We start from the raw sequence: 18,735 nt of genomic DNA on the forward strand, positions 1-18,735 counted from the left end.
TTGCGCATGATTTGGACAGGTACGTAAGCGACCTAATGATGAAACCAACCAAACAAGCGACGAACACTGAGGAGGAGACAAGCGAACATGAGTACAGGAAATCAAACGGGACAACAAGCGATGGAACAGGAACATAACGGTCAGCAGGTGGAAAAGGAAACAGGGGCGGCCGGACGGGTTCAGCCCTTTCCGGGCAGCCGCAAAGTCTACATTCAGGGCTCACGGCCGGACATTGCTGTACCGGAACGTGAGATAGCCCTTCATGACACGAATACTCCCCAAGGGGTGGAGCATAACGAACCGCTGCGTGTCTACGATACGAGCGGCCCGATGACCGATCCCGCATTTCACGCCGATATCCGTGCAGGTCTGCCAGCTCTGCGCACACGTTGGATCACAGAGCGTGGCGATGTCGAAGCTTACCAAGGCCGTACAGTTAAACCGGAGGATAACGGACTGAAGCCCGGAGGGAAGAGAGCTGGCGCTGAAGAGTACCCCGGATTGCGTGGCAAACCGCTGCGAGCACAGCCAGGACGCTGCGTGACTCAGATGCATTATGCGAGGCAGGGAGTCATTACGGCTGAGATGGAATTCGCCGCCATTCGTGAAGGCGTGGAGCCGGAATTTGTGCGGCAGGAGCTGGCGAGTGGACGGGCCATTCTGCCATCCAACATCAATCACCCGGAGAGTGAGCCGATGTTGATCGGTCGTCATTTTCACGTGAAGATCAATGCCAACATAGGTAACTCTGCCGTATCTTCCTCCATCGAGGAAGAGGTCGAGAAGATGACTTGGGCGGTACGATGGGGATCGGATACGGTGATGGATCTGTCCACAGGCAAAAACATTCATACCACCCGGGAATGGATCATCCGTAATTCACCTGTGCCGATTGGTACGGTACCGCTGTATCAGGCGCTGGAGAAGGTGAATGGCGAAGCGGAAGCGCTGACCTGGGAGTTGTACCGTGACACACTCATTGAGCAGGCAGAGCAGGGCGTGGACTACTTTACGATTCATGCAGGTGTACTGTTGCGTTATATCCCCATGACCGCCAAGCGGATGACAGGCATTGTGTCTCGAGGTGGGTCCATTATGGCAGCATGGTGCCTTGCGCATCATCAGGAGAATTTTTTGTACACCCATTTTGAAGAAATCTGCGAGATTATGAAAAGGTATGATGTGGCGTTTTCGCTGGGAGATGGACTTCGTCCAGGCAGTATCTACGATGCGAATGACGAAGCTCAGATGGCGGAACTGGCTACGCTTGGGGAACTGACGCAGATCGCATGGAAGCATGATGTGCAGGTGATGATCGAAGGCCCGGGTCACGTGCCGATGCATAAAATCAAGGAGAATGTGGACTTGCAGATGGAAATCTGTAAAGAAGCACCGTTCTACACACTTGGGCCGCTAACGACCGACATTGCGCCAGGATATGATCACATCACGTCCGCCATTGGGGCAGCCATGATTGGCTGGTTCGGCACGTCCATGCTCTGTTATGTTACGCCAAAAGAACATCTGGGCCTGCCCAACAAGGATGATGTGCGGGAAGGGGTCATCGCCTACAAGATCGCAGCTCACGCCGCCGATCTGGCGAAGGGACATCCGCGTGCTCAGCGCCGGGATGACGCATTGTCCAAAGCACGGTTCGAGTTCCGCTGGAGGGACCAGTTCAACCTGTCACTGGACCCGGAACGGGCATTATCCTACCATGACGAGACGCTGCCAGCAGAAGGGGCCAAGGAAGCTCATTTCTGCTCCATGTGCGGACCAAAGTTCTGTAGCATGCGCATTACGCAGGACATTCGTGCCTTTGCCGCAGATAAAGGATTGTCCGAGAATGAGGCTGTAGCTGCCGGGATGCAGGAAAAGGCCGAAGAATATCGGACACGTTCCTAGGCGCCGGTACAGCGCAAGCTGGGCAGTCTGAAATAGAGATAAAGCCGTTTCTCTCTGTCATTGCAGAGAAGAACGGCTTTTTTTAGTGTTATGTCATGTATGTATTCTTAACCATACTCAGCCTTTATCAGAATTAGCTTTGTGATTAAGTGTGGTCCATATCTTATACAGAATTCCTGCGATAACGAATAAAAGAGCATCACTGAGTTTTGGTGCTCCTCCGTATAGAAATGCGGAACAGGAAAAACCTACTATAAACAGTAAAACAATATAGAGGAATCGCATATTAGTTCACCTCGTTAATTTGTGGTGTTACTAAGTAAGTGAGTTCATAGTTGCATAGTTTCAGATAGAACTTGTTACTTCACTCCAAATCAGCAGCTACTGTCGAGCCAAGCCCAAATCCTTCTCCAAATACGCCGCAAGCAATGCCAGCGGGCTATGGATTGGAATACCGCGATCTATTGTAACCTGTGCAGCAGCGGGAGCCATAGACAGTTGGGCCGCCACTACCGCTTTACCCGGGTACTGCTCAGCAATCTGCTGTAAGCCTTCTCGTACCGCTTCGAGATACCCTTGCTGATCTCCACGCATAATCAACTCAAATGTCCCAGGGATGCACACCGCTTCCGTCTGAGATGTCTTGGCAACGTGTAGTTGCCCATTCTCATCCTCTTGCTGTAATACCCGATTCAACCGTGCCATCGTTCCTTCAATAGTTGCCGGGTTGGTGAATGTTATTATGTAATCTCCTGCTACTCGCCGCATCTCCTGCAATAACGGATCATCTATGCCGATCACAGGCACAGGGACCTGTATGGCTTCCTGCTCCAATGCTGTCGCAAACAGGGTACACGTGACCAGAATGGCATCGGCATGACACTCAGCGATCCATTGGAGCGTCTGGGCTACCTTCTCGTGAATGACAACCTCGGAAAAGTCAGCGTCATGTTTAAGACGGTCCAGACCTGGATCGACGTAATGGACCAATTCAACTTCATAAGGAGCAAGCGTCTCTTCAATTAAGGCGATGTTGGAATAATGAGCGTGAAAACAACCAATGGTGATCATGTGCTAAGTCCCCTTTTACAGTTCGTATATGTCATGGATCTTTTAGATATTTAAACCATTATAGAAACATGCCTGAGAACTGTACAGTCGTTTATTGCTCAACGCCAATAACCGCCCTTCCGCCAAGCTGCGGAAAGACGGTTGATAACCTGACTCGACTAGGGTCGGTCCGGTGTCCATTTTTATCTAAGGGAAGGAGAAGCATTTTTCTTCGCCATTTTTTGTTGCAGAATTTCATGAAAGGATAGACCTTGAGTGTTCTCATTCTCCTTTTTAGGAGCAGTGGTCGCCGTGTTGCGCGGATATTGGTGATGGTACGGGATCATTTGCTGAATAGGCATGCGGATCATCTTGGTTCCTCCTTTGATGCGTTTTTTTGAATTATGTATTTCGACTGGTTACCATGCCAGGTGCGCATATAGGTACATGTGACTTGTTAGACGAAATAGAAGAGTTTAAAGCGTAATTCCAATTGGATTGTAGTGATTTTACCCGGTTTTAAGGAGATGTAAACGTTTTTAGGGAAATTCAGGAGAAAAGGACCTGATATGAAAGGTTTGATATGGGAGGATCGAATCGGTTGTTATGTGAATAGTCCCAATTTTAAGGAAGTCAATGGTACCCGCATATGAGGCATATTATCTGGTTAAATGATGCAAAGCATGCTAACTAACTTGGTACCATGGTCGGGTTGTTTAGGGAGTAATGTAGTTCCGGATATAACAAAAAAACTGCCGAGTGTACTCGGCAGCTTGCATGATATGAAGAAGGATGCGATGAAACTTGTATTCTGTCTGAGGTGGTATCGTGTTGGCTTTATCTACTTTGGCGAACAGCGATGTATATATCCACTTGTACACTTTCGGGATTCAGGCTGCGTTCATCATATAATTCAAAATCCCCGGTGAACGTACGATCGCTTTGTTTGTCCCATGCCCACACGGCTCCCCAGGCTTCGCCAACAACCTCTGCCATCGGTCCTTTTCTGGAAGTGAATATGGCGTAAGTTGCAGGAGGGAGTAAAATGTCGTCCAATCCCTCAGGCAACGATTCGTTCGGACTGACCTCATGCCCTACCAGTATGGTGTATTCTCCGGTTATCCCATCGGTGTAATCCGTGTAACAACCATAGCGAACAACTTCAGGTGCAGGTAGGTGCTCTGAGGTAAAATAATTGTTCCAGAGTCCCTGAATACAACCTTTGCCACTGATTTCAATGGCGTTGGTTGTGCGGGCGGATAAGCCGGCAAGACGTTTGCCGGGGAGCGTGACATAACGAACGGGCTGGGCAGAGAACGAATGCTCTGTTGTTACCTGACCAGGATTAGCGGAAGCAGTAGAGTTTTCAGCCAGAGATTCTGTGTGTTGATCCGTTGTATTCGTGCGCCAACGCTTCAAAAAAGGAAGCTGGTTGCGCAGCATCGAACGAGCGGATTCCTCATCCATGCCTTCGTCCTTCAGAATGGCAGTGCACATCTCCGTCATGCCTTCTAGTGACATACCGGGCTGCTCAAACTTGCCCTCTTTGTAACAATAAATACAGTACTCACGGGTTGTGCTTCCATCTGCTTCCGTTCCGAATTGGGCAGGGGTTGTGAGCGGCATGCCGCAGCTTTGACATACAGTGACGTTCATGATTAATTCCTCCTCATATATGTACAGATTGAATATATCTGAAGTATACGGGTAGGAACTGGACAGCTGTCTGTCAGGTTTGAGTCGGAGGTATATAATTTTGTACAATTTGCTCCGCGATACGGCAGATTTCATCCCGAATATGCTGAGGTTCCAATACTTCAACGTCCGCGCCGAAGCCTAGAATGAATCCATATAACCAGCCATCCTCGGGAAAAGCAACCTGGCTGATATAATACCCAGTCCCATCAGGCATGACGTTCTCGATCCCAAACCATTCTTCCGCAATATGACGGACGCGAGCATGGAATTTCAAGGTTAACCTAGCTTGATTATCCGGACGGCTCCATTCCTGTTGCCAGGGTCTGTCCTGTGGGTTAATGACTTTACGCTCGAAGTGCTCATTAGCAAGTGTAACATCTTGCATGCGCACAAGCTTGAACATGCGAAATTGATTCCGCTCGTGACAAAAAGCATACAGGTACCAGGAATGTTTCTTGAGTACGATGGTATGAGGGTCGGCAGTTCGGTGAGTATGAATACCTTCCGCACTGCAGTAGGTAAAGGTTACGGGGCGTAATTGATCCATACCCTGTTCGATAAGTTCAAGCTTGATTTTCAGCGCTTCGGGATGCGTCCAGGTTGAGTAATCCACGATGAATCGATTGGTATTGGCCTGAAAATCGTCATTTTTGGATTCAGGTACGATACTGCTGAGTTTTTCGACCAGAAGCTCACGCGCCGCATTAGCATGGGAAGTGGATACACTACGCAGTGCAGTGACGATGGAGGCGAGGTCCTTGTCTGTTAATACGTTTCGATCCAGACGGTAGCCTTCTGCCAGACCAATCCCGCCGCTTGCCCCCTGATACGTCACCACAGGGATACCTGCTTGACCCAATGTATCGATGTCCCGATAGATGGTGCGGATTGATACTTCGAACATATCTGCCAAGTCTTTGGCTTGTACCCGTCCACGATTGATTAGCAACACCACGATGGCTAATAAACGCTCCAGTTTCATATGTATGGATTCCTTTCATTGGTTTATCTGTTGGATTCAAATATGTTATATTGTTGAGCATCACACATAGGAGTGGAATAAGCAATGAAGCGAATTACGATTCTGATCGCAGACGATGAAGTTGAGATCGCTGATCTGGTTGCTTTACATTTACAAAAAGAAGGATATCACACCATCAAGGCCTTTGATGGGAAGGCGGCGGTTCAAGCTGTTCAGACCCAAGCGATAGATTTGGCGATTCTGGACATTATGATGCCTGGTATGGACGGGTATGAGGTGACCCGTAAAATTCGGGAGCAGCATCATTTACCGATCATTTTCCTAAGTGCCAAAACGTCAGATATGGATAAAATTACGGGACTCGTAATGGGTGCGGACGATTATATGACCAAACCGTTTAATCCGATGGAGCTTGTTGCCCGGGTTAACTCCCAGTTACGTCGTTCTCTGCAATTCAGCCAGTCTGCGCCTGTGCAGAGGTCCATTCTGGAGAAAGGTGGGCTCATCATCACGCCAGATCAACATCGCGTTACACTCTACGGCAAACCAGTGGAACTAACACCGAAGGAGTTTGACATTTTGTATCTGCTCGCGAGCCACCCCAAGCAGGTGTTCAGTGCAGAAAACATTTTTGAACAGGTCTGGGGAGAAGCCTATTACGAGAGTGGGAATACCGTGATGGTCCACATTCGGACCCTGCGCAAAAAACTGGGGGAAGATGTGAACAAGAACAAGTTTATCAAAACCATCTGGGGTGTGGGGTACACGTTTAATGACTAAACGAAGAAGTTTTCGTACAACCATGATTATGTTGCTAGGGTTAAGCATGCTTGCCTCTGGTGCAATTACCTATGGGATTTATAAGCTTATGCAAGCCTATTATTCGGGTGTCCGTGCAGAAGATCAGCTCGCTGAATATCGTCATTTTATGAGAAGTATCGGGGATATCTATTTCTTCCTGATTTTATTTATCCCACTCGCCATTCTATTTTTCTTCTGGTTTACCAAGCCCTACGCGACGTATTTCAAGGATATTTCTACAGGGATCAGGCATTTGGCCAACGGTGACTTTCAGCATCGTGTGCAGATCTCCTCGAAGGACGAGTTAGGTACGATTGCGGAGGATGTGAATTTGGCAAGTGAGAAGCTAAAGGAAGCAGTAGAACGAGGGGATTTTGCTGAAAATAGTAAGGACCAGCTTGTTGTCAATCTGGCGCATGACCTGCGAACACCGCTGACGTCTGTGCTTGGATATTTGGATCTGCTCATGAAGGATGATCAGTTAACGGAGGAGCAGGTACGGCACTTTACGTCGATTGCATTCACCAAATCACAGCGCCTGGAGAAGTTGATTGATGATTTGTTCGAAATTACCCGTATGAATTATGGCATGTTGCCTATAAACAAGACACAGCTGGATCTTAGCGAACTGCTGAAGCAGATGAACGAAGAGCTCTATCCTGTATTTGAAAAGAACCAACTAGTCGCCCGACTAAAAATAGAGACTGACCTTACGGTCTCCGGTGATGGCGAGCTGCTGGCTCGTGTGTTCGAGAATCTGCTAATTAACGCTGCACGGCATGGCAAGGATGGCATGTACGTAGATATTAATGGATATCGGGATGCAGAACAGGTCATCATTCAGGTAATTAACTATGGTGGACATATTCGTCCAGAGGAATTGCCACATATCTTCGATATGTATTACACCGGAGATCGTGCCAGGACCCCTCAGGAGGGTGGGACAGGTCTTGGACTGTTTATCGCTCGTAATATTGTGGAGCAGCATGACGGTACGATCTCGGCTCAGAGCGACGTGGTACGGACGTTATTCGAAGTTCGTTTACCCGTCTTCCAATAAGATTGACGTCAAATTTAAGAAAAACTTTAAAATTGCCCTGCTTTTTCTTTAACTTGTGTTGTCTATCCTTGATGTATGAGGTAAAAGGAGGAACAAGCATGAAAAAGTGGGGCTTTTTGATATGTATCATTTTGATCGGATATATTGTTACGCAATCACCGGGATGGATTCAGCAGAAGGATGAGTTGCCCATCGAGATTCAGAATACGCGTGAAAATCTCGCAGGTTATACCGTATCCGTCACCGGAAACATTCAGGATCAGATACATAAGGGCAATTTGTTACTGGTTGATAAGCAATACCCCGTACACCCGGAAGGAGTTAAATCCGATATTGTATATGTGGCACATGAGGATGATCTGCTTCGTGGATATGGGATACTGGATCAGAAAATCATGTTATCACGACAGGTGGCGCAGGAGTTTCAGAGGATGGTTGAAGTAGCAGGCGAAGAGGGAGTCAGATATTTTCTCGTCAGTAGCGGTTACAGGGACTTTGCGAAGCAGGACGAGTTATATCGGGAAAAGGGTTCAGACTATGCGCTTCCTGCGGGACACAGTGAGCACAATCTTGGGTTATCCCTGGATATCGGCTCGAGCTTGGCTGCGATGAATGAAGCACCAGAGGGTGCCTGGCTGGAGAAGAATGCATGGAAATACGGATTTATTTTACGTTACCCAAAGGATAAAGTGCGCATCACCGGTATTCAGTATGAACCATGGCACTTTCGATATGTAGGGCTGCCGCACAGTGCTGTCATGTATAAGAATAATCTGGTGCTGGAAGAGTATCTCGATATGCTTAAAGAGAAAGAGAACATTACTGTGGAAGTAGAGGAAGAGCAGTATCATATCCGCTATTATCGGGCCACCCGAGATACAACTGTTTACATACCTGAGCAAGGCCAAACTGAAATATCGGGTGATAACATGGATGGCGTCATCGTCACTGTAAAGAAATAACAGGGCAACACAAAGGAGGAGGAGTAGCATGAAGCACAACAACCAGAAGAAAAGCAAACATTACATCCTTTGGATTGCCGTTTTCATTATCTATGTATATCTACTTACGAAGCTGATCCTGTTTAAAGGAAGCCCGGTCGATTTTGGCATCGTGAAGGATCGACTGATGGCGTTCTTGCAACAACCGGATCTGGTCCATAACCGAACCGTCAACCTGACACCATTTCAGGAAATCTCACGAGACTGGAACAGCCTGTCATTGCATCGTCCGGGTACCGCAATCCATCTAGTAGGCAATATATTGGCCTTTATTCCACTGGGCATCTTCATCCCTGTGTTGACGGGCAACAAGTTATTCTCTGGAGTAAAGGTGCTCCTGCTGTCCCTGCTGCTCAGTCTGGGCTATGAAGTGACACAGTTAGTGACTGGCATGGGCATATTCGATGTGGATGATCTGATGCTTAATACACTCGGCGGCTTGATTGGATATATTGTTTTCACTATGGCTATGGGTCTGAAAAAGGTGTTGGTGGGAGGAGAATCCCACGTGACGACGAAAAAGTTGAATTCTAAGGAAAGTCACGTGTAAGGAGGGGAAGAACTTGATTATAATGGCTGTACTGTTCATTAGCGCAGGGCTAATATTTCTCGTGTATCCACACAAGGTAACGGATGCTTCGGAAAAACAGATTACGGAGCGAGTAATCATGTCTAGATGGGTTGGAGGCTCGTTAATTGCTCTGTCGTGTTTGTTTCTGATCATGGGCACAATTCAACTGTTAGATCAAGCCACACATCACATTGGGCATTAAAAGGCAGTTGGCCTTGAAGCAACGGAGGACACACACATACTGAAACCACAGCTCCCCGTAACGTGCAGAGTGCACTTTACGAGGAGTTTTTTAGTGTTTCATAAGGTCTCAAATTCAGGAGAGGATCAGTGAACTTTGCGAGTAACATCGTAAATGAGGTAGAGTAGAGATGATGCGTTAGTACCTATTTCTTACAAAAAAAGGAGGACATACATTGTATTCATTAGCTATACAACTAGCAGGAACAATGAAAGCCATTATGCAAATTGAAACTGAAATTGCTGAAGCTAAGATTGATCAACAGGCTGAAGAGATCATACTTGGTATGGAACAGAGAAGATCGGCTTTAATAAATAATGTCACACGTGATGAATTAATGGTCATCCAAACAGTGATAAACGTAGGAAGGTCAGAAAGAGGGTATCGTTATCATTTTAATTCGGAAGACGTTGAGATTATTAACCTTCCCATTGAGTTAAACGAGCATGAGTTGATGCAGAAATATTCCTATTATCTTATACATAAAACCAAAGAGGAATTAGCATATGGAATTGAATATCATACGCTTGTCTCATCATTTCTAAAAGAAGGTATAGAGATCTTAAAACTCTAGACCGTTACACGACATACTAATAGGAGGTCTGCAAGATGATAATGAAAATTTCGTATTATACGCCAGATGGATTCTACTATTATGTCCCCGATCAATATGCAGAGAAGATGGAAGAGTGGAGAATTGAATTTTCAGATTTTTTGCAGAGTATAGAGGGGAAACATCCATTCACAGAATACATAGAGTCCATTAATTATGAGGGTGAGCTGGAATATGCCGTTTTTGTAAGATGCTACGGAGGAGATGAGTTTGTAGACTGGATTAACGTAGAGAAATTAAAATGCAGAGGTATATATCGTATAGCTGAGCCACCTGATGATTCGGAAGTTGGCTTGAAGATTGATTTTTAAACATATCCCGAGTATAAAAAGCAAAGCAAAAAAAAGCTCCCCGCCACGTGCTGATTGCACGTGGCAGGGAGCTTTTCTGTATAACTTCATCACATTAATGATTTATATCATTAAGCTTTTTTCATCATTTGACGCAATACAGTTTGCAGGATACCGCCGTTATGGTAGTAATCCACGTCAACCATGCTGTCCAGACGAGCGATGACAGGGAATTCGAACTGTGTACCGTCTTCACGAGTTACGGTAACTTTCAACTCTTGTCCTGGCTTCACATCATTGCTGAGGCCAGTAATGTCATACGTTTCACGTCCGTTCAGACCAAGGCTGGACCAGCCGTGACCTTCCTGGAATTGCAATGGCATTACGCCCATGCCGACCAGGTTACTACGGTGAATACGCTCGAAGCTTTCTGCGATAACGGCTTTGACGCCGAGCAAGAATGTTCCTTTTGCCGCCCAGTCACGGGAGCTTCCTGTACCATACTCTTTACCTGCGATAACGATCAGGTTCTGTCCTTCATCCTGATACTTCATGGAAGCATCGTAGATGGACATTTCCTCGTCCGTTGGCAGGTACTTCGTGATACCGCCTTCTGTACCAGGAGCCACCTGGTTACGAATACGAATGTTGGCAAACGTACCACGCATCATGACTTCATGGTTACCACGGCGTGAACCGTAGGAGTTGAAGTCTTTGCGCTCTACGCCATGTTCTTTCAGGTACAGTCCAGCCGGGCTGGATGGTGCAATATTACCTGCTGGCGAGATGTGATCCGTTGTTACGGAATCCGCAAGCAATGCCATAACGCGTGCAGAACGGATATCTGCGATATCGTTCAACTTGTCGCCAAGCTCCTGGAAGAACGGAGGATTCTGAATGTACGTGGAGTTCGGATCCCACTCGTACAGTTCACCTTCCGGTACAGAAATTGAATTCCAACGCTCATTGGCTGTAAATACATTCTCGTACTTGTTGCGGAACATCTGAGCGTTCAGGGAACTAGCGATGGTATCCTTGATTTCCTCGGAGGTAGGCCAGAGGTCTTTCAGGAATACAGGCTCATTGTTCGTATCATAACCGATTGGATCGGTTTCAAAGTCAATATTTACGGTACCCGCAAGTGCATATGCCACAACGAGTGGTGGTGATGCCAGGTAGTTGGCTTTAACCTGTGCGTGTACACGGCCTTCGAAGTTACGGTTACCGGACAATACAGCCGCTACGGTCATATCGTTCTCAGCAATAGCTTCGCTCACTTCGTCCGGCAGTGGGCCGGAGTTACCGATACATGTTGCACAACCGTAGCCCGCAACGTTGAATCCCAGTTTGTCGAGATACGTGATCAGACCTGCTTTTTCCAGGTACTCGGTAACCACAAGGGAACCTGGTGTCAGACTGCTTTTCACATATCCTGGTTTGGTCAGGCCTCGTTCAACTGCTTTTTTCGCCAGTAGTCCCGCTCCAACCATAACACTTGGATTCGAAGTGTTCGTACAACTTGTGATCGCCGCGATCACAACAGCGCCTGCCTTCAGTTCACTGTTGGAACCGTCCGGATGCTTCACAGGTACGGATTGTTCGATTTTCTCATCGCTCAGACCGTAGCCGCCTTTATCTACAGGTGTGCGAATGATGCTGTTGAAGCTTTCTTTCATTTGTGTCAGCTCGATGCGATCTTGTGGACGTTTTGGTCCTGCAAGACTTGGTACAACAGAGCCGAGATCCAGTTCAATCACATCTGTGAATTCAGGATCAACGGTGCTTGAAGTACGGAACATGCCTTGAGCTTTGTAATAAGCTTCAACCAATTCTACCTGCTCGTCAGGACGGCCAGTGTTACGCAAATAGTTCAACGTCTCACTATCAACAGGGAAGAAACCGATCGTTGCGCCATATTCTGGTGCCATGTTGGCTACTGTTGCACGGTCAGCCAGACCGATGTTGGCAAGACCTGGTCCGTAGAATTCTACGAATTTACCAACAACGCCTTTTTTACGAAGCAATTGGGTAACAGTCAGTGCCAGATCCGTTGCTGTTGCGCCTTCGCTCAGGCTGCCTGTCAGTTTGAAACCGATAACGTCCGGTGTTACAAAATAAAGCGGTTGGCCCAGCATACCTGCTTCAGCCTCAATACCACCAACACCCCAACCAACAACGCCAAGTCCGTTGATCATGGTGGTGTGGGAGTCTGTACCTACGAGGGAGTCCGGGAATACAACGGTTTCGCCGTCCACGGTTTTTGTTGCTGCCACGGAAGCCAGATACTCCAGGTTAACCTGGTGAACGATCCCTGTGGATGGTGGAACTGCACGGAAATTGTTGAATGCCGTTTGCGCCCAACGCAAGAAGCGGTAACGCTCTTCATTACGCTCAAACTCAACTTTGATATTGTAATCAAGTGCATCGTTGGTACCAAAAGCATCAACCATAACGGAGTGGTCGATAACGAGATCGACTGGTACGAGCGGGTTGATCTGTTTTGGATCGCCGCCTGCTTTTTTCACAGTATCACGCATTGCAGCGAGGTCAACGACAACCGGTACACCGGTGAAATCCTGCAGAACGATACGTGCAGGGATGAATGGAATTTCCTTGTTATTGTCACGGCCATCTGCCCAGCCGGTCAGTTGTTTTACGTGTTCTTCGGTGATAGCACGTCCGTCGAATTGACGAATTGCTGCTTCAAGCAACACTTTAATGGAGAAAGGAAGCCTGGAAAGATCGCCGTGGCCGTTTTCCTGAAGAGCATCGAGACTGTAGTAGCGGTAAGACTTGCCTCCAACCTCAAGACTGCGAGCGGCGGAGAAATGATTCTTTGCTGACATACATGTACCTCCTTGGGATGTGTCGGTGAGATGAAGAAAACGTTCATTTAGGTGAAGAACAGGCCTTCATCGTTCCGTGTTCTTGTTCGTTAGTTTCATCAGATGAAACGTAATTTCATAATCATAACTTTAGTTTTAAGTATACCGTTTTCACCTCCGTACGTAAAGGTCTTTTTGCCTGATCAAGCAAGCTTTTGGACCGATGAAGGCGTTTTCGTGAAGCGAGCAGGAATAAGATATCTTGTGTACCTGTATTTGCCGAATTTCGGATCTCTCTCCTGAGCCGTGTACATACAACCGAAGACCCTTTCATATGAATAGTAGGAGTTTATATACGCAATGAAATATTCCAGACAGAACTCATGCCAAAGGGGGACATAGGCTTGGAACGGGAATGGAAGAGTGCCTTATATACTTACGTGAACCAGTACAATCGCTGTGAGATCGACTACCGTCCACAGACCAGCGAACGGATCGTTACCGATCCTGACTTCGTGGTGGAACGGGGAGAGCGTATGGCAAGGCTGGACGAATGGTATCGTAAGCGGCGCGCCGTGCCTCTTCGCAGCGAGACCAGCGCCAAGCTTGTGCGCACGCTTATGGATGGCCAGGAAGAAGCGGTGGTGGATGTACAATTGTATAGCAGACTGTTCTACGAGAAGAGCGGGATCACCCACCGGGAGGACCGGATTGAGCGGGAGCGGTTAACCTTTCTGCGGCAGAGTGGTGGATGGATCATTGGACGGGTCGAGCGAGAAGTGCCGGAGCGTCGCCCTGCTGGGGAAGGACGTCCGTTTCAACAAGCTGATTTTGTACAGGCGATGAATCGGCCGTTGCTGAATCGGGAAGTGTTGGGTCAAGGAAGAAGCTCACGGCAACAGTCATATCGCAGAGATCTGGCGGTTGCCTATGCAGATCGGTGGTGGAATGCGGGGAATCCGGCATTTGAGGAATTTGATGTGGATTGTACCAATTACGTGTCCCAATGTCTCTTTGCAGGGGGCGCACCCATCCACTATACTGGTAGAAGAGAAGCCGGCTGGTGGTATAAAGGGTATGTGAACGGCTCCGAAATGTGGAGTTACAGTTGGGCAGTTTCCAACAGTCTGGAGCGTTATTTGTCAGGCAGCAGCTGGGGTCTGACCGCGACAGAAGTGGAGCGTCCTGAGCAGCTGATGCTCGGCGATGTTATTCTCTACGATTGGGATGGAGATGGACGATTTCAGCACAGCACCGTTGTGACCGCGTTTGATGCAGGCGGTATGCCGCTTGTTAACGCACATACGGTTAGCAGCCGTCACCGCTTTTGGGATTACCGGGATTCTTACGCTTGGACGGAGCGGACGGTATACCGGCTTTTTCATATTGCAGATGAGTTTTGATGACGAAAGATTTTCGGGATGCGGTGACGCAGACATCCAGTTCCGTGTAAAATAAGACCAGATAATGCAAGCAGAATAACAAGGGTGCTGAGCATGCAAGCATGACAGCATCAGGCACAGATAATCGGAGGGTACACATGAGTATGGATAAATTAAAAGTAGGCGTCGTGTACGGCGGAAAATCGGGCGAGCATGAGGTGTCGCTGCAAACGGCGTTTGCTGTAACAAACGCATTTGATTATGAAAAGTATGAACTGGTTCCTTTTTATATCTCCAAGCAGGGTACGTGGAAAAAAGGACCTGTCATGCATGCGCCGTTCGCGCAGATTGAAGACTTGAAGCTGGAGCAATCGGCAGGCGGAACGCAGGATGCGCTGAACGCACTGTTTGGCCGTTTGTATGGCGGAGCAGAAGCGCTGGACGTGATGTTCCCTCTGCTGCATGGTACGTTTGGAGAGGATGGCACCATTCAGGGCATGTTTGAGATGGCGGATATGCCATATGTAGGTGCAGGTGTACTCGCTTCGGCTGGCGGCATGGACAAAGTGGTCATGAAAAAGCTGTTTGCACAGGCTGGCATTGACCAATGTGCCTTTACGTATTTTAACGCGACACAATGGAAGCAGACAGAGCACGAAATGATCGTACAGGTCGAAGATCAGCTGGGGTATCCTTGTTTTATCAAACCGGCAAATCTGGGCTCCAGTGTAGGCATCTCCAAAGCACGTAACCGCGATGAGTTGAAGACAGCTGTCGAGTTTGCACTTCGGTATGACACGAAGGTTGTCATTGAGGAGTTCGTTGAAGCACGCGAGGTTGAAGTCAGCGTCCTCGGCAATGACGAGCCCATGGCTTCCGTTCCAGGTGAGATCGTATCCTCCGGTGAGTATTATGACTATGCAGCCAAGTATATTGATGGTCAATCACAGATGCTGATTCCAGCTCCACTGGACCCAGAGGCCGCAGATCGCATTCGCGAGGCAGCATTGCAGGCGTTCCGTGCGATTGAAGGTAACGGTATTTCACGTGCGGACTTCTTCATTCGGAAAAATGACGGCGCTTTGCTTATTAATGAAGTCAACACCATGCCTGGTTTCACACCATACAGCATGTATCCACTTCTTTGGCGTGAGACAGGTGTATCGTATGCCGAACTGCTGGATCGCATGATTGAACTGGCACTGGAGCGTTACAACCGCAAGCAGGCACTGAATTACGAGAACGGCGTACAGGCGTAGCCTGCGACCACAAGATCAGGAGGGATATGCATGGGATTTCAGACTGAATTCAATTCCGTATGCAAGTTCAAGAATGAGCAGGAGCTGTTCGAACTGCTTGAATACGGACGCGGCAAAATGGTCAAACAGGGCTTCCGGGTATTTCCTACCGGCCAGAAAGTGATTGCATACACACCGGATAACGTGGCTGTAGCCATCGTCAAGATCGTGGTTTCCATTGCGGAGATCAACTTCCAGGGGCAAGAGGTAACTGAGGTGGAGATGCAACTCATCCGCAAATTGACTGAGGAAGAATCACGCATTCAGACTGCCCTTGCAGATGAGATGTTCTTTGGAGAGCAAGCACAGGAATAGTTGTTGACTGTAAGTGCGGGTCGGAAGGACGGATTTGCCAGAATACGATTATGGTCACTCTTTTAGGGTAAAACTTGGTTATATACAGTGACGGTACATCCTGACGGCTGAATATGCCGTGTGGGTTCTCCGCCCTAATAGAGAGGAAGAGATTCATGCTCGTACGCTTTGGTTACGTGGCAATGTCCGTGCTTATAGAGAACGCCTCGCCTTCCCGGACCATGACCATGTCGAGTTTTAACAAAATCGATGACAGGGAAGCGGCGATCCGCAAGCTCGAACGGATTGCAGCCGAGAACCTGCACAATACATTACGTTTGCTCAGGCACAACAAGGGTAGCCATATTCATGTATATCGCTTCTCTTCCAAATTGATTCCACTGGCAACACACGAGGACCTGAATGACTGGGACCCGTTCCCGGCGCTGAAGCAGGACTTTGCGGCCATTGGTGATTTTGTGAAGGAAAATCATATGCGTGTGTCCTTTCATCCGGATCATTTTACCGTACTTAGTACCCCCCGCGAGCAAGTTCTGCGCAACTCGATTCGCGACCTTCGTCATCATGTTCGGATGCTGGATGCCATGGGGCTGAATGCCACTGCCAAGAACAATATACATATTGGTGGTGCATACGGGGACAAGCCTTCGGCGGCGCTTCGTTTTGAAGAAAACTTTTTGAAGCTGGATCGGGACATTCAGGAGCGGCTCACACTCGAAAATGATGATAAAACGTTCAATGCGCCTGAGACACTTGCCGTGTGCCAGCGCTTGGGATTGCCCATGGTACTGGATATCCATCACCATTGGGTGAACAACGAAGGAGAACAGGCATGGGATCTGTGGCCTGATATTCTAAAGACCTGGCAGTCACCGCTTGCCCAGGCAGATTCACCGGCTGATCAGCCATTGCCACCCAAAATCCATGTCTCCAGTCCAAAGAGTGAGAAGGATCTGCGAGGTCATGCCGATGGTGTGGAGGTAGAGCCTATGCTCGATTTCTTGCGTCATATCGCAGCAGACACCCCAAGACTTGACGTGATGATTGAGGCCAAACGGAAGGATGAGGCTCTTGTGCAACTGATGCAGAAGCTGGCATTCTATCACGAAGAGGGTGTGGAGTGGGTGGACGAGTCTACCGTCATCATTCATCCGTAGTGCCAAAAGGGGCCTGGGCAACGAGAAACTTTATGACCTGTGGGGCGTATACTTTTAACAAGTATTTCAACTTTTCGTAGATTGATATAGAAAGTAGAGTGAACGCTTTGAATGAGAAGGAAAAGACACCTTATGTCGTGACAAGCAAAAGCTATACTGCCGTTGCCATTAATGCAGCTTCCAAAGCTGGCGAATGGATCAAAAGCCGTCTTGGGACGGTAGCTGAACTTGGTACCAAATATTCACCCCAAGATCTGGTGACCGAAGTGGATAAAGGAGCGGAGCAGATGATCCGCCGCCTGATTCTCACGCATTTTCCCCACCATGCCATTCTGGGTGAAGAGGGCGTTGAACCGGGACCGGAAGCTTCGGCAAAAGCACTGAAAGAGGCTGAGGAAGAAGAGTTCCTGTGGATTGTTGATCCTGTGGATGGAACGACGAACTTTGTACACGGATTTCCGTTTTATTCGGTGTCCATCGCATTGGCTCACAATGGTGAAGTCATTGTCGGCGTGATCTACGACCCTTCCCGTGATGAGATGTTTGTTGCGGAAAAAGGGAAAGGGGCATATGTTCACGGAAACCGGATGCTTGTATCTGGTGAACAAGAACTGGCTCAGAGCCTGATTGCGGTTGGATTCCCGGCAGACACAACCTTTGCGTTGCCACTGAATATGGCGGCTGTGCAGGCGCTTGCTCCGCAAGTTCGTAACTTGCGTGCAGGCGGATCTGCCGCCCTCCATCTGGCATATGTTGCCGCAGGACGCCTCAGCGCCTACACCGAAGTTGGATTGAAACCGTGGGATATTGCCGCAGGTGCACTGTTGGTTGAAGAATCAGGTGGCAAGGTGACCGATACCATCGGAACGCCTTACCAACTGTCTGTAAACCATGTTGTTGCTAGCAATGGCAAAATCCATGATGCGCTGACGGATGTGCTGAAGGAAGCGAAAGCAACCGGCTTGGAATGAAATTCATTATAAGGAGCGAAAACAATGGATGAATCCAAAGAACTGGAACGACGGCTCAGTGATATGCTGACGGAAGGGGACATGGAAGAGTCCGGCGACACCAATCAGCGTGAACGCCAGCTGATTCCTCCCAAATATGAAGTGCGAATCCAGACAGAACGTGATCCAATTGTCGAGGAAACGTTAAAGTACCGGAAGATGGCACGTGAAGTGGATGATCGTTATGATCGATATCTGGAGCGAGCTACCGGGAACAAACCGGAGAGCGACAAGGGTCATTTGATTGCTGAAGACTCAAATAAGCCGCAATCTTAACTAATCACTGAACGTCATAGCTGAGCTTAACCAGTAACAGACTCCCCTTCAGGGAGTCTGTTATTTCATGTGTGCTCTCAGTGGAGAGGACAACGCCTACTTTAAAATGATAGAATAGAGTAACACCAACCTATGTCATTGGAATGACCAATGTACTATATATTAGTGAGGTTGTTCAAAAAGTCCGCTTTTGATTACGAAGGATGCCTAACGGCATCATCAGCATCGAATATGGAATTCAGCCGAAATAAGTGGGAGGC

19 protein-coding genes are annotated in these 18,735 nt (G+C 48.1%); 14 read left to right on the plus strand and 5 right to left on the minus strand.

Annotated elements, in window-relative coordinates; all coding sequences use genetic code 11:
* Positions 1 to 120 precede the first annotated feature (120 nt).
* The gene (gene thiC / locus MKY01_RS03505; RefSeq protein WP_339287078.1) at positions 121 to 1,905 is read left to right on the plus strand and encodes a phosphomethylpyrimidine synthase ThiC; all 1,785 of its coding nucleotides are present in this window, start codon (positions 121 to 123) and stop codon (positions 1,903 to 1,905) included.
* Between the two features lie 381 nt (positions 1,906 to 2,286).
* On the opposite strand, the gene MKY01_RS03510 is transcribed toward thiC, so the two are convergent.
* From MKY01_RS03510 to MKY01_RS03525, 4 genes are all read right to left on the minus strand, one after another.
* Positions 2,287 to 2,976 (minus strand): hypothetical protein, encoded by a 690-nt coding sequence (locus MKY01_RS03510; RefSeq protein ID WP_339285375.1) that lies wholly within the window; start codon positions 2,974 to 2,976, stop codon positions 2,287 to 2,289.
* Between the two features lie 182 nt (positions 2,977 to 3,158).
* A complete protein-coding gene (locus tag MKY01_RS03515; RefSeq protein WP_017690769.1) occupies positions 3,159 to 3,326 on the minus strand; it encodes a hypothetical protein in 168 nt (55 codons plus the stop codon).
* Between the two features lie 466 nt (positions 3,327 to 3,792).
* On the minus strand, positions 3,793 to 4,611 hold the full coding sequence (locus MKY01_RS03520; RefSeq protein WP_339285376.1) for a zinc ribbon domain-containing protein: 819 nt from the start codon (positions 4,609 to 4,611) through the stop codon (positions 3,793 to 3,795).
* A gap of 73 nt (positions 4,612 to 4,684) precedes the next feature.
* The gene (locus tag MKY01_RS03525; protein ID WP_036614123.1) at positions 4,685 to 5,635 is read right to left on the minus strand and encodes a YafY family protein; all 951 of its coding nucleotides are present in this window, start codon (positions 5,633 to 5,635) and stop codon (positions 4,685 to 4,687) included.
* A gap of 84 nt (positions 5,636 to 5,719) precedes the next feature.
* Between MKY01_RS03525 and MKY01_RS03530 the strand changes: the two genes are divergently transcribed.
* From MKY01_RS03530 to MKY01_RS03560, 7 genes are all read left to right on the plus strand, one after another.
* Complete coding sequence (locus tag MKY01_RS03530) at positions 5,720 to 6,415, plus strand: response regulator transcription factor (RefSeq protein WP_036614121.1); 696 nt, start codon at positions 5,720 to 5,722, stop codon at positions 6,413 to 6,415.
* Complete coding sequence (locus MKY01_RS03535) at positions 6,408 to 7,496, plus strand: HAMP domain-containing sensor histidine kinase (protein WP_339285378.1); 1,089 nt, start codon at positions 6,408 to 6,410, stop codon at positions 7,494 to 7,496. Before MKY01_RS03530 ends, MKY01_RS03535 begins: the two co-directional genes overlap by 8 nt.
* 98 nt (positions 7,497 to 7,594) lie before the next feature.
* Entirely contained in the window at positions 7,595 to 8,458 is an 864-nt protein-coding gene (locus tag MKY01_RS03540) for a M15 family metallopeptidase (protein ID WP_339285380.1), read from the plus strand.
* A 28-nt stretch (positions 8,459 to 8,486) separates the two neighbouring features.
* Positions 8,487 to 9,047 (plus strand): VanZ family protein, encoded by a 561-nt coding sequence (locus MKY01_RS03545; protein ID WP_339285382.1) that lies wholly within the window; start codon positions 8,487 to 8,489, stop codon positions 9,045 to 9,047.
* 13 nt (positions 9,048 to 9,060) lie between these two features.
* Entirely contained in the window at positions 9,061 to 9,270 is a 210-nt protein-coding gene (locus tag MKY01_RS03550; protein ID WP_339285384.1) for a hypothetical protein, read from the plus strand.
* Between the two features lie 214 nt (positions 9,271 to 9,484).
* Positions 9,485 to 9,883, plus strand: coding sequence for a hypothetical protein (locus MKY01_RS03555; protein WP_253505535.1), 399 nt, complete (start codon positions 9,485 to 9,487; stop codon positions 9,881 to 9,883).
* Between the two features lie 35 nt (positions 9,884 to 9,918).
* Positions 9,919 to 10,233, plus strand: coding sequence for a hypothetical protein (locus MKY01_RS03560; protein WP_339285386.1), 315 nt, complete (start codon positions 9,919 to 9,921; stop codon positions 10,231 to 10,233).
* A 110-nt stretch (positions 10,234 to 10,343) separates the two neighbouring features.
* On the opposite strand, the gene acnA is transcribed toward MKY01_RS03560, so the two are convergent.
* A complete protein-coding gene (gene acnA / locus MKY01_RS03565; protein WP_036614112.1) occupies positions 10,344 to 13,058 on the minus strand; it encodes an aconitate hydratase AcnA in 2,715 nt (904 codons plus the stop codon).
* Between the two features lie 377 nt (positions 13,059 to 13,435).
* Between acnA and MKY01_RS03570 the strand changes: the two genes are divergently transcribed.
* The 6 genes from MKY01_RS03570 to MKY01_RS03595 all read left to right on the plus strand — a co-directional run bounded on the left by MKY01_RS03570 (position 13,436) and on the right by MKY01_RS03595 (position 18,475).
* Complete coding sequence (locus MKY01_RS03570) at positions 13,436 to 14,440, plus strand: amidase domain-containing protein (protein ID WP_036614248.1); 1,005 nt, start codon at positions 13,436 to 13,438, stop codon at positions 14,438 to 14,440.
* Between the two features lie 137 nt (positions 14,441 to 14,577).
* Entirely contained in the window at positions 14,578 to 15,678 is a 1,101-nt protein-coding gene (locus MKY01_RS03575; RefSeq protein ID WP_036614110.1) for a D-alanine--D-alanine ligase, read from the plus strand.
* Positions 15,679 to 15,708: 30 nt separating this feature from the next.
* A complete protein-coding gene (locus tag MKY01_RS03580) occupies positions 15,709 to 16,032 on the plus strand; it encodes a hypothetical protein (protein WP_036614107.1) in 324 nt (107 codons plus the stop codon).
* Between the two features lie 155 nt (positions 16,033 to 16,187).
* Entirely contained in the window at positions 16,188 to 17,189 is a 1,002-nt protein-coding gene (gene uvsE, locus MKY01_RS03585; protein WP_339285388.1) for a UV DNA damage repair endonuclease UvsE, read from the plus strand.
* A 98-nt stretch (positions 17,190 to 17,287) separates the two neighbouring features.
* Positions 17,288 to 18,160 (plus strand): inositol monophosphatase family protein, encoded by an 873-nt coding sequence (locus tag MKY01_RS03590; RefSeq protein ID WP_036614103.1) that lies wholly within the window; start codon positions 17,288 to 17,290, stop codon positions 18,158 to 18,160.
* A 24-nt stretch (positions 18,161 to 18,184) separates the two neighbouring features.
* Positions 18,185 to 18,475 carry a hypothetical protein gene (locus tag MKY01_RS03595; protein ID WP_101315103.1) on the plus strand — a complete coding sequence of 97 codons (291 nt, stop codon included), beginning with the start codon at positions 18,185 to 18,187 and terminating at the stop codon, positions 18,473 to 18,475.
* Positions 18,476 to 18,735: the final 260 nt, after the last annotated feature.

The organism is Paenibacillus sp. FSL R5-0486 (assembly GCF_037975155.1).
In the GTDB taxonomy this organism is placed as follows: Bacteria; Bacillota; Bacilli; order Paenibacillales; family Paenibacillaceae; genus Paenibacillus; species Paenibacillus amylolyticus.

Coding starts and splice junctions, on each gene's coding strand:
- thiC (WP_339287078.1), top strand. CDS start 121: ATGGAACAGGAACATAACGGTCAGCAGGTGGAAAAGGAAACAGGGGCG.
- MKY01_RS03510 (WP_339285375.1), bottom strand. CDS start 2,976: ATGATCACCATTGGTTGTTTTCACGCTCATTATTCCAACATCGCCTTA.
- MKY01_RS03515 (WP_017690769.1), bottom strand. CDS start 3,326: ATGATCCGCATGCCTATTCAGCAAATGATCCCGTACCATCACCAATAT.
- MKY01_RS03520 (WP_339285376.1), bottom strand. CDS start 4,611: ATGAACGTCACTGTATGTCAAAGCTGCGGCATGCCGCTCACAACCCCT.
- MKY01_RS03525 (WP_036614123.1), bottom strand. CDS start 5,635: ATGAAACTGGAGCGTTTATTAGCCATCGTGGTGTTGCTAATCAATCGT.
- MKY01_RS03530 (WP_036614121.1), top strand. CDS start 5,720: ATGAAGCGAATTACGATTCTGATCGCAGACGATGAAGTTGAGATCGCT.
- MKY01_RS03535 (WP_339285378.1), top strand. CDS start 6,408: ATGACTAAACGAAGAAGTTTTCGTACAACCATGATTATGTTGCTAGGG.
- MKY01_RS03540 (WP_339285380.1), top strand. CDS start 7,595: ATGAAAAAGTGGGGCTTTTTGATATGTATCATTTTGATCGGATATATT.
- MKY01_RS03545 (WP_339285382.1), top strand. CDS start 8,487: ATGAAGCACAACAACCAGAAGAAAAGCAAACATTACATCCTTTGGATT.
- MKY01_RS03560 (WP_339285386.1), top strand. CDS start 9,919: ATGATAATGAAAATTTCGTATTATACGCCAGATGGATTCTACTATTAT.
- acnA (WP_036614112.1), bottom strand. CDS start 13,058: ATGTCAGCAAAGAATCATTTCTCCGCCGCTCGCAGTCTTGAGGTTGGA.
- MKY01_RS03575 (WP_036614110.1), top strand. CDS start 14,578: ATGAGTATGGATAAATTAAAAGTAGGCGTCGTGTACGGCGGAAAATCG.
- MKY01_RS03580 (WP_036614107.1), top strand. CDS start 15,709: ATGGGATTTCAGACTGAATTCAATTCCGTATGCAAGTTCAAGAATGAG.
- uvsE (WP_339285388.1), top strand. CDS start 16,188: ATGCTCGTACGCTTTGGTTACGTGGCAATGTCCGTGCTTATAGAGAAC.
- MKY01_RS03595 (WP_101315103.1), top strand. CDS start 18,185: ATGGATGAATCCAAAGAACTGGAACGACGGCTCAGTGATATGCTGACG.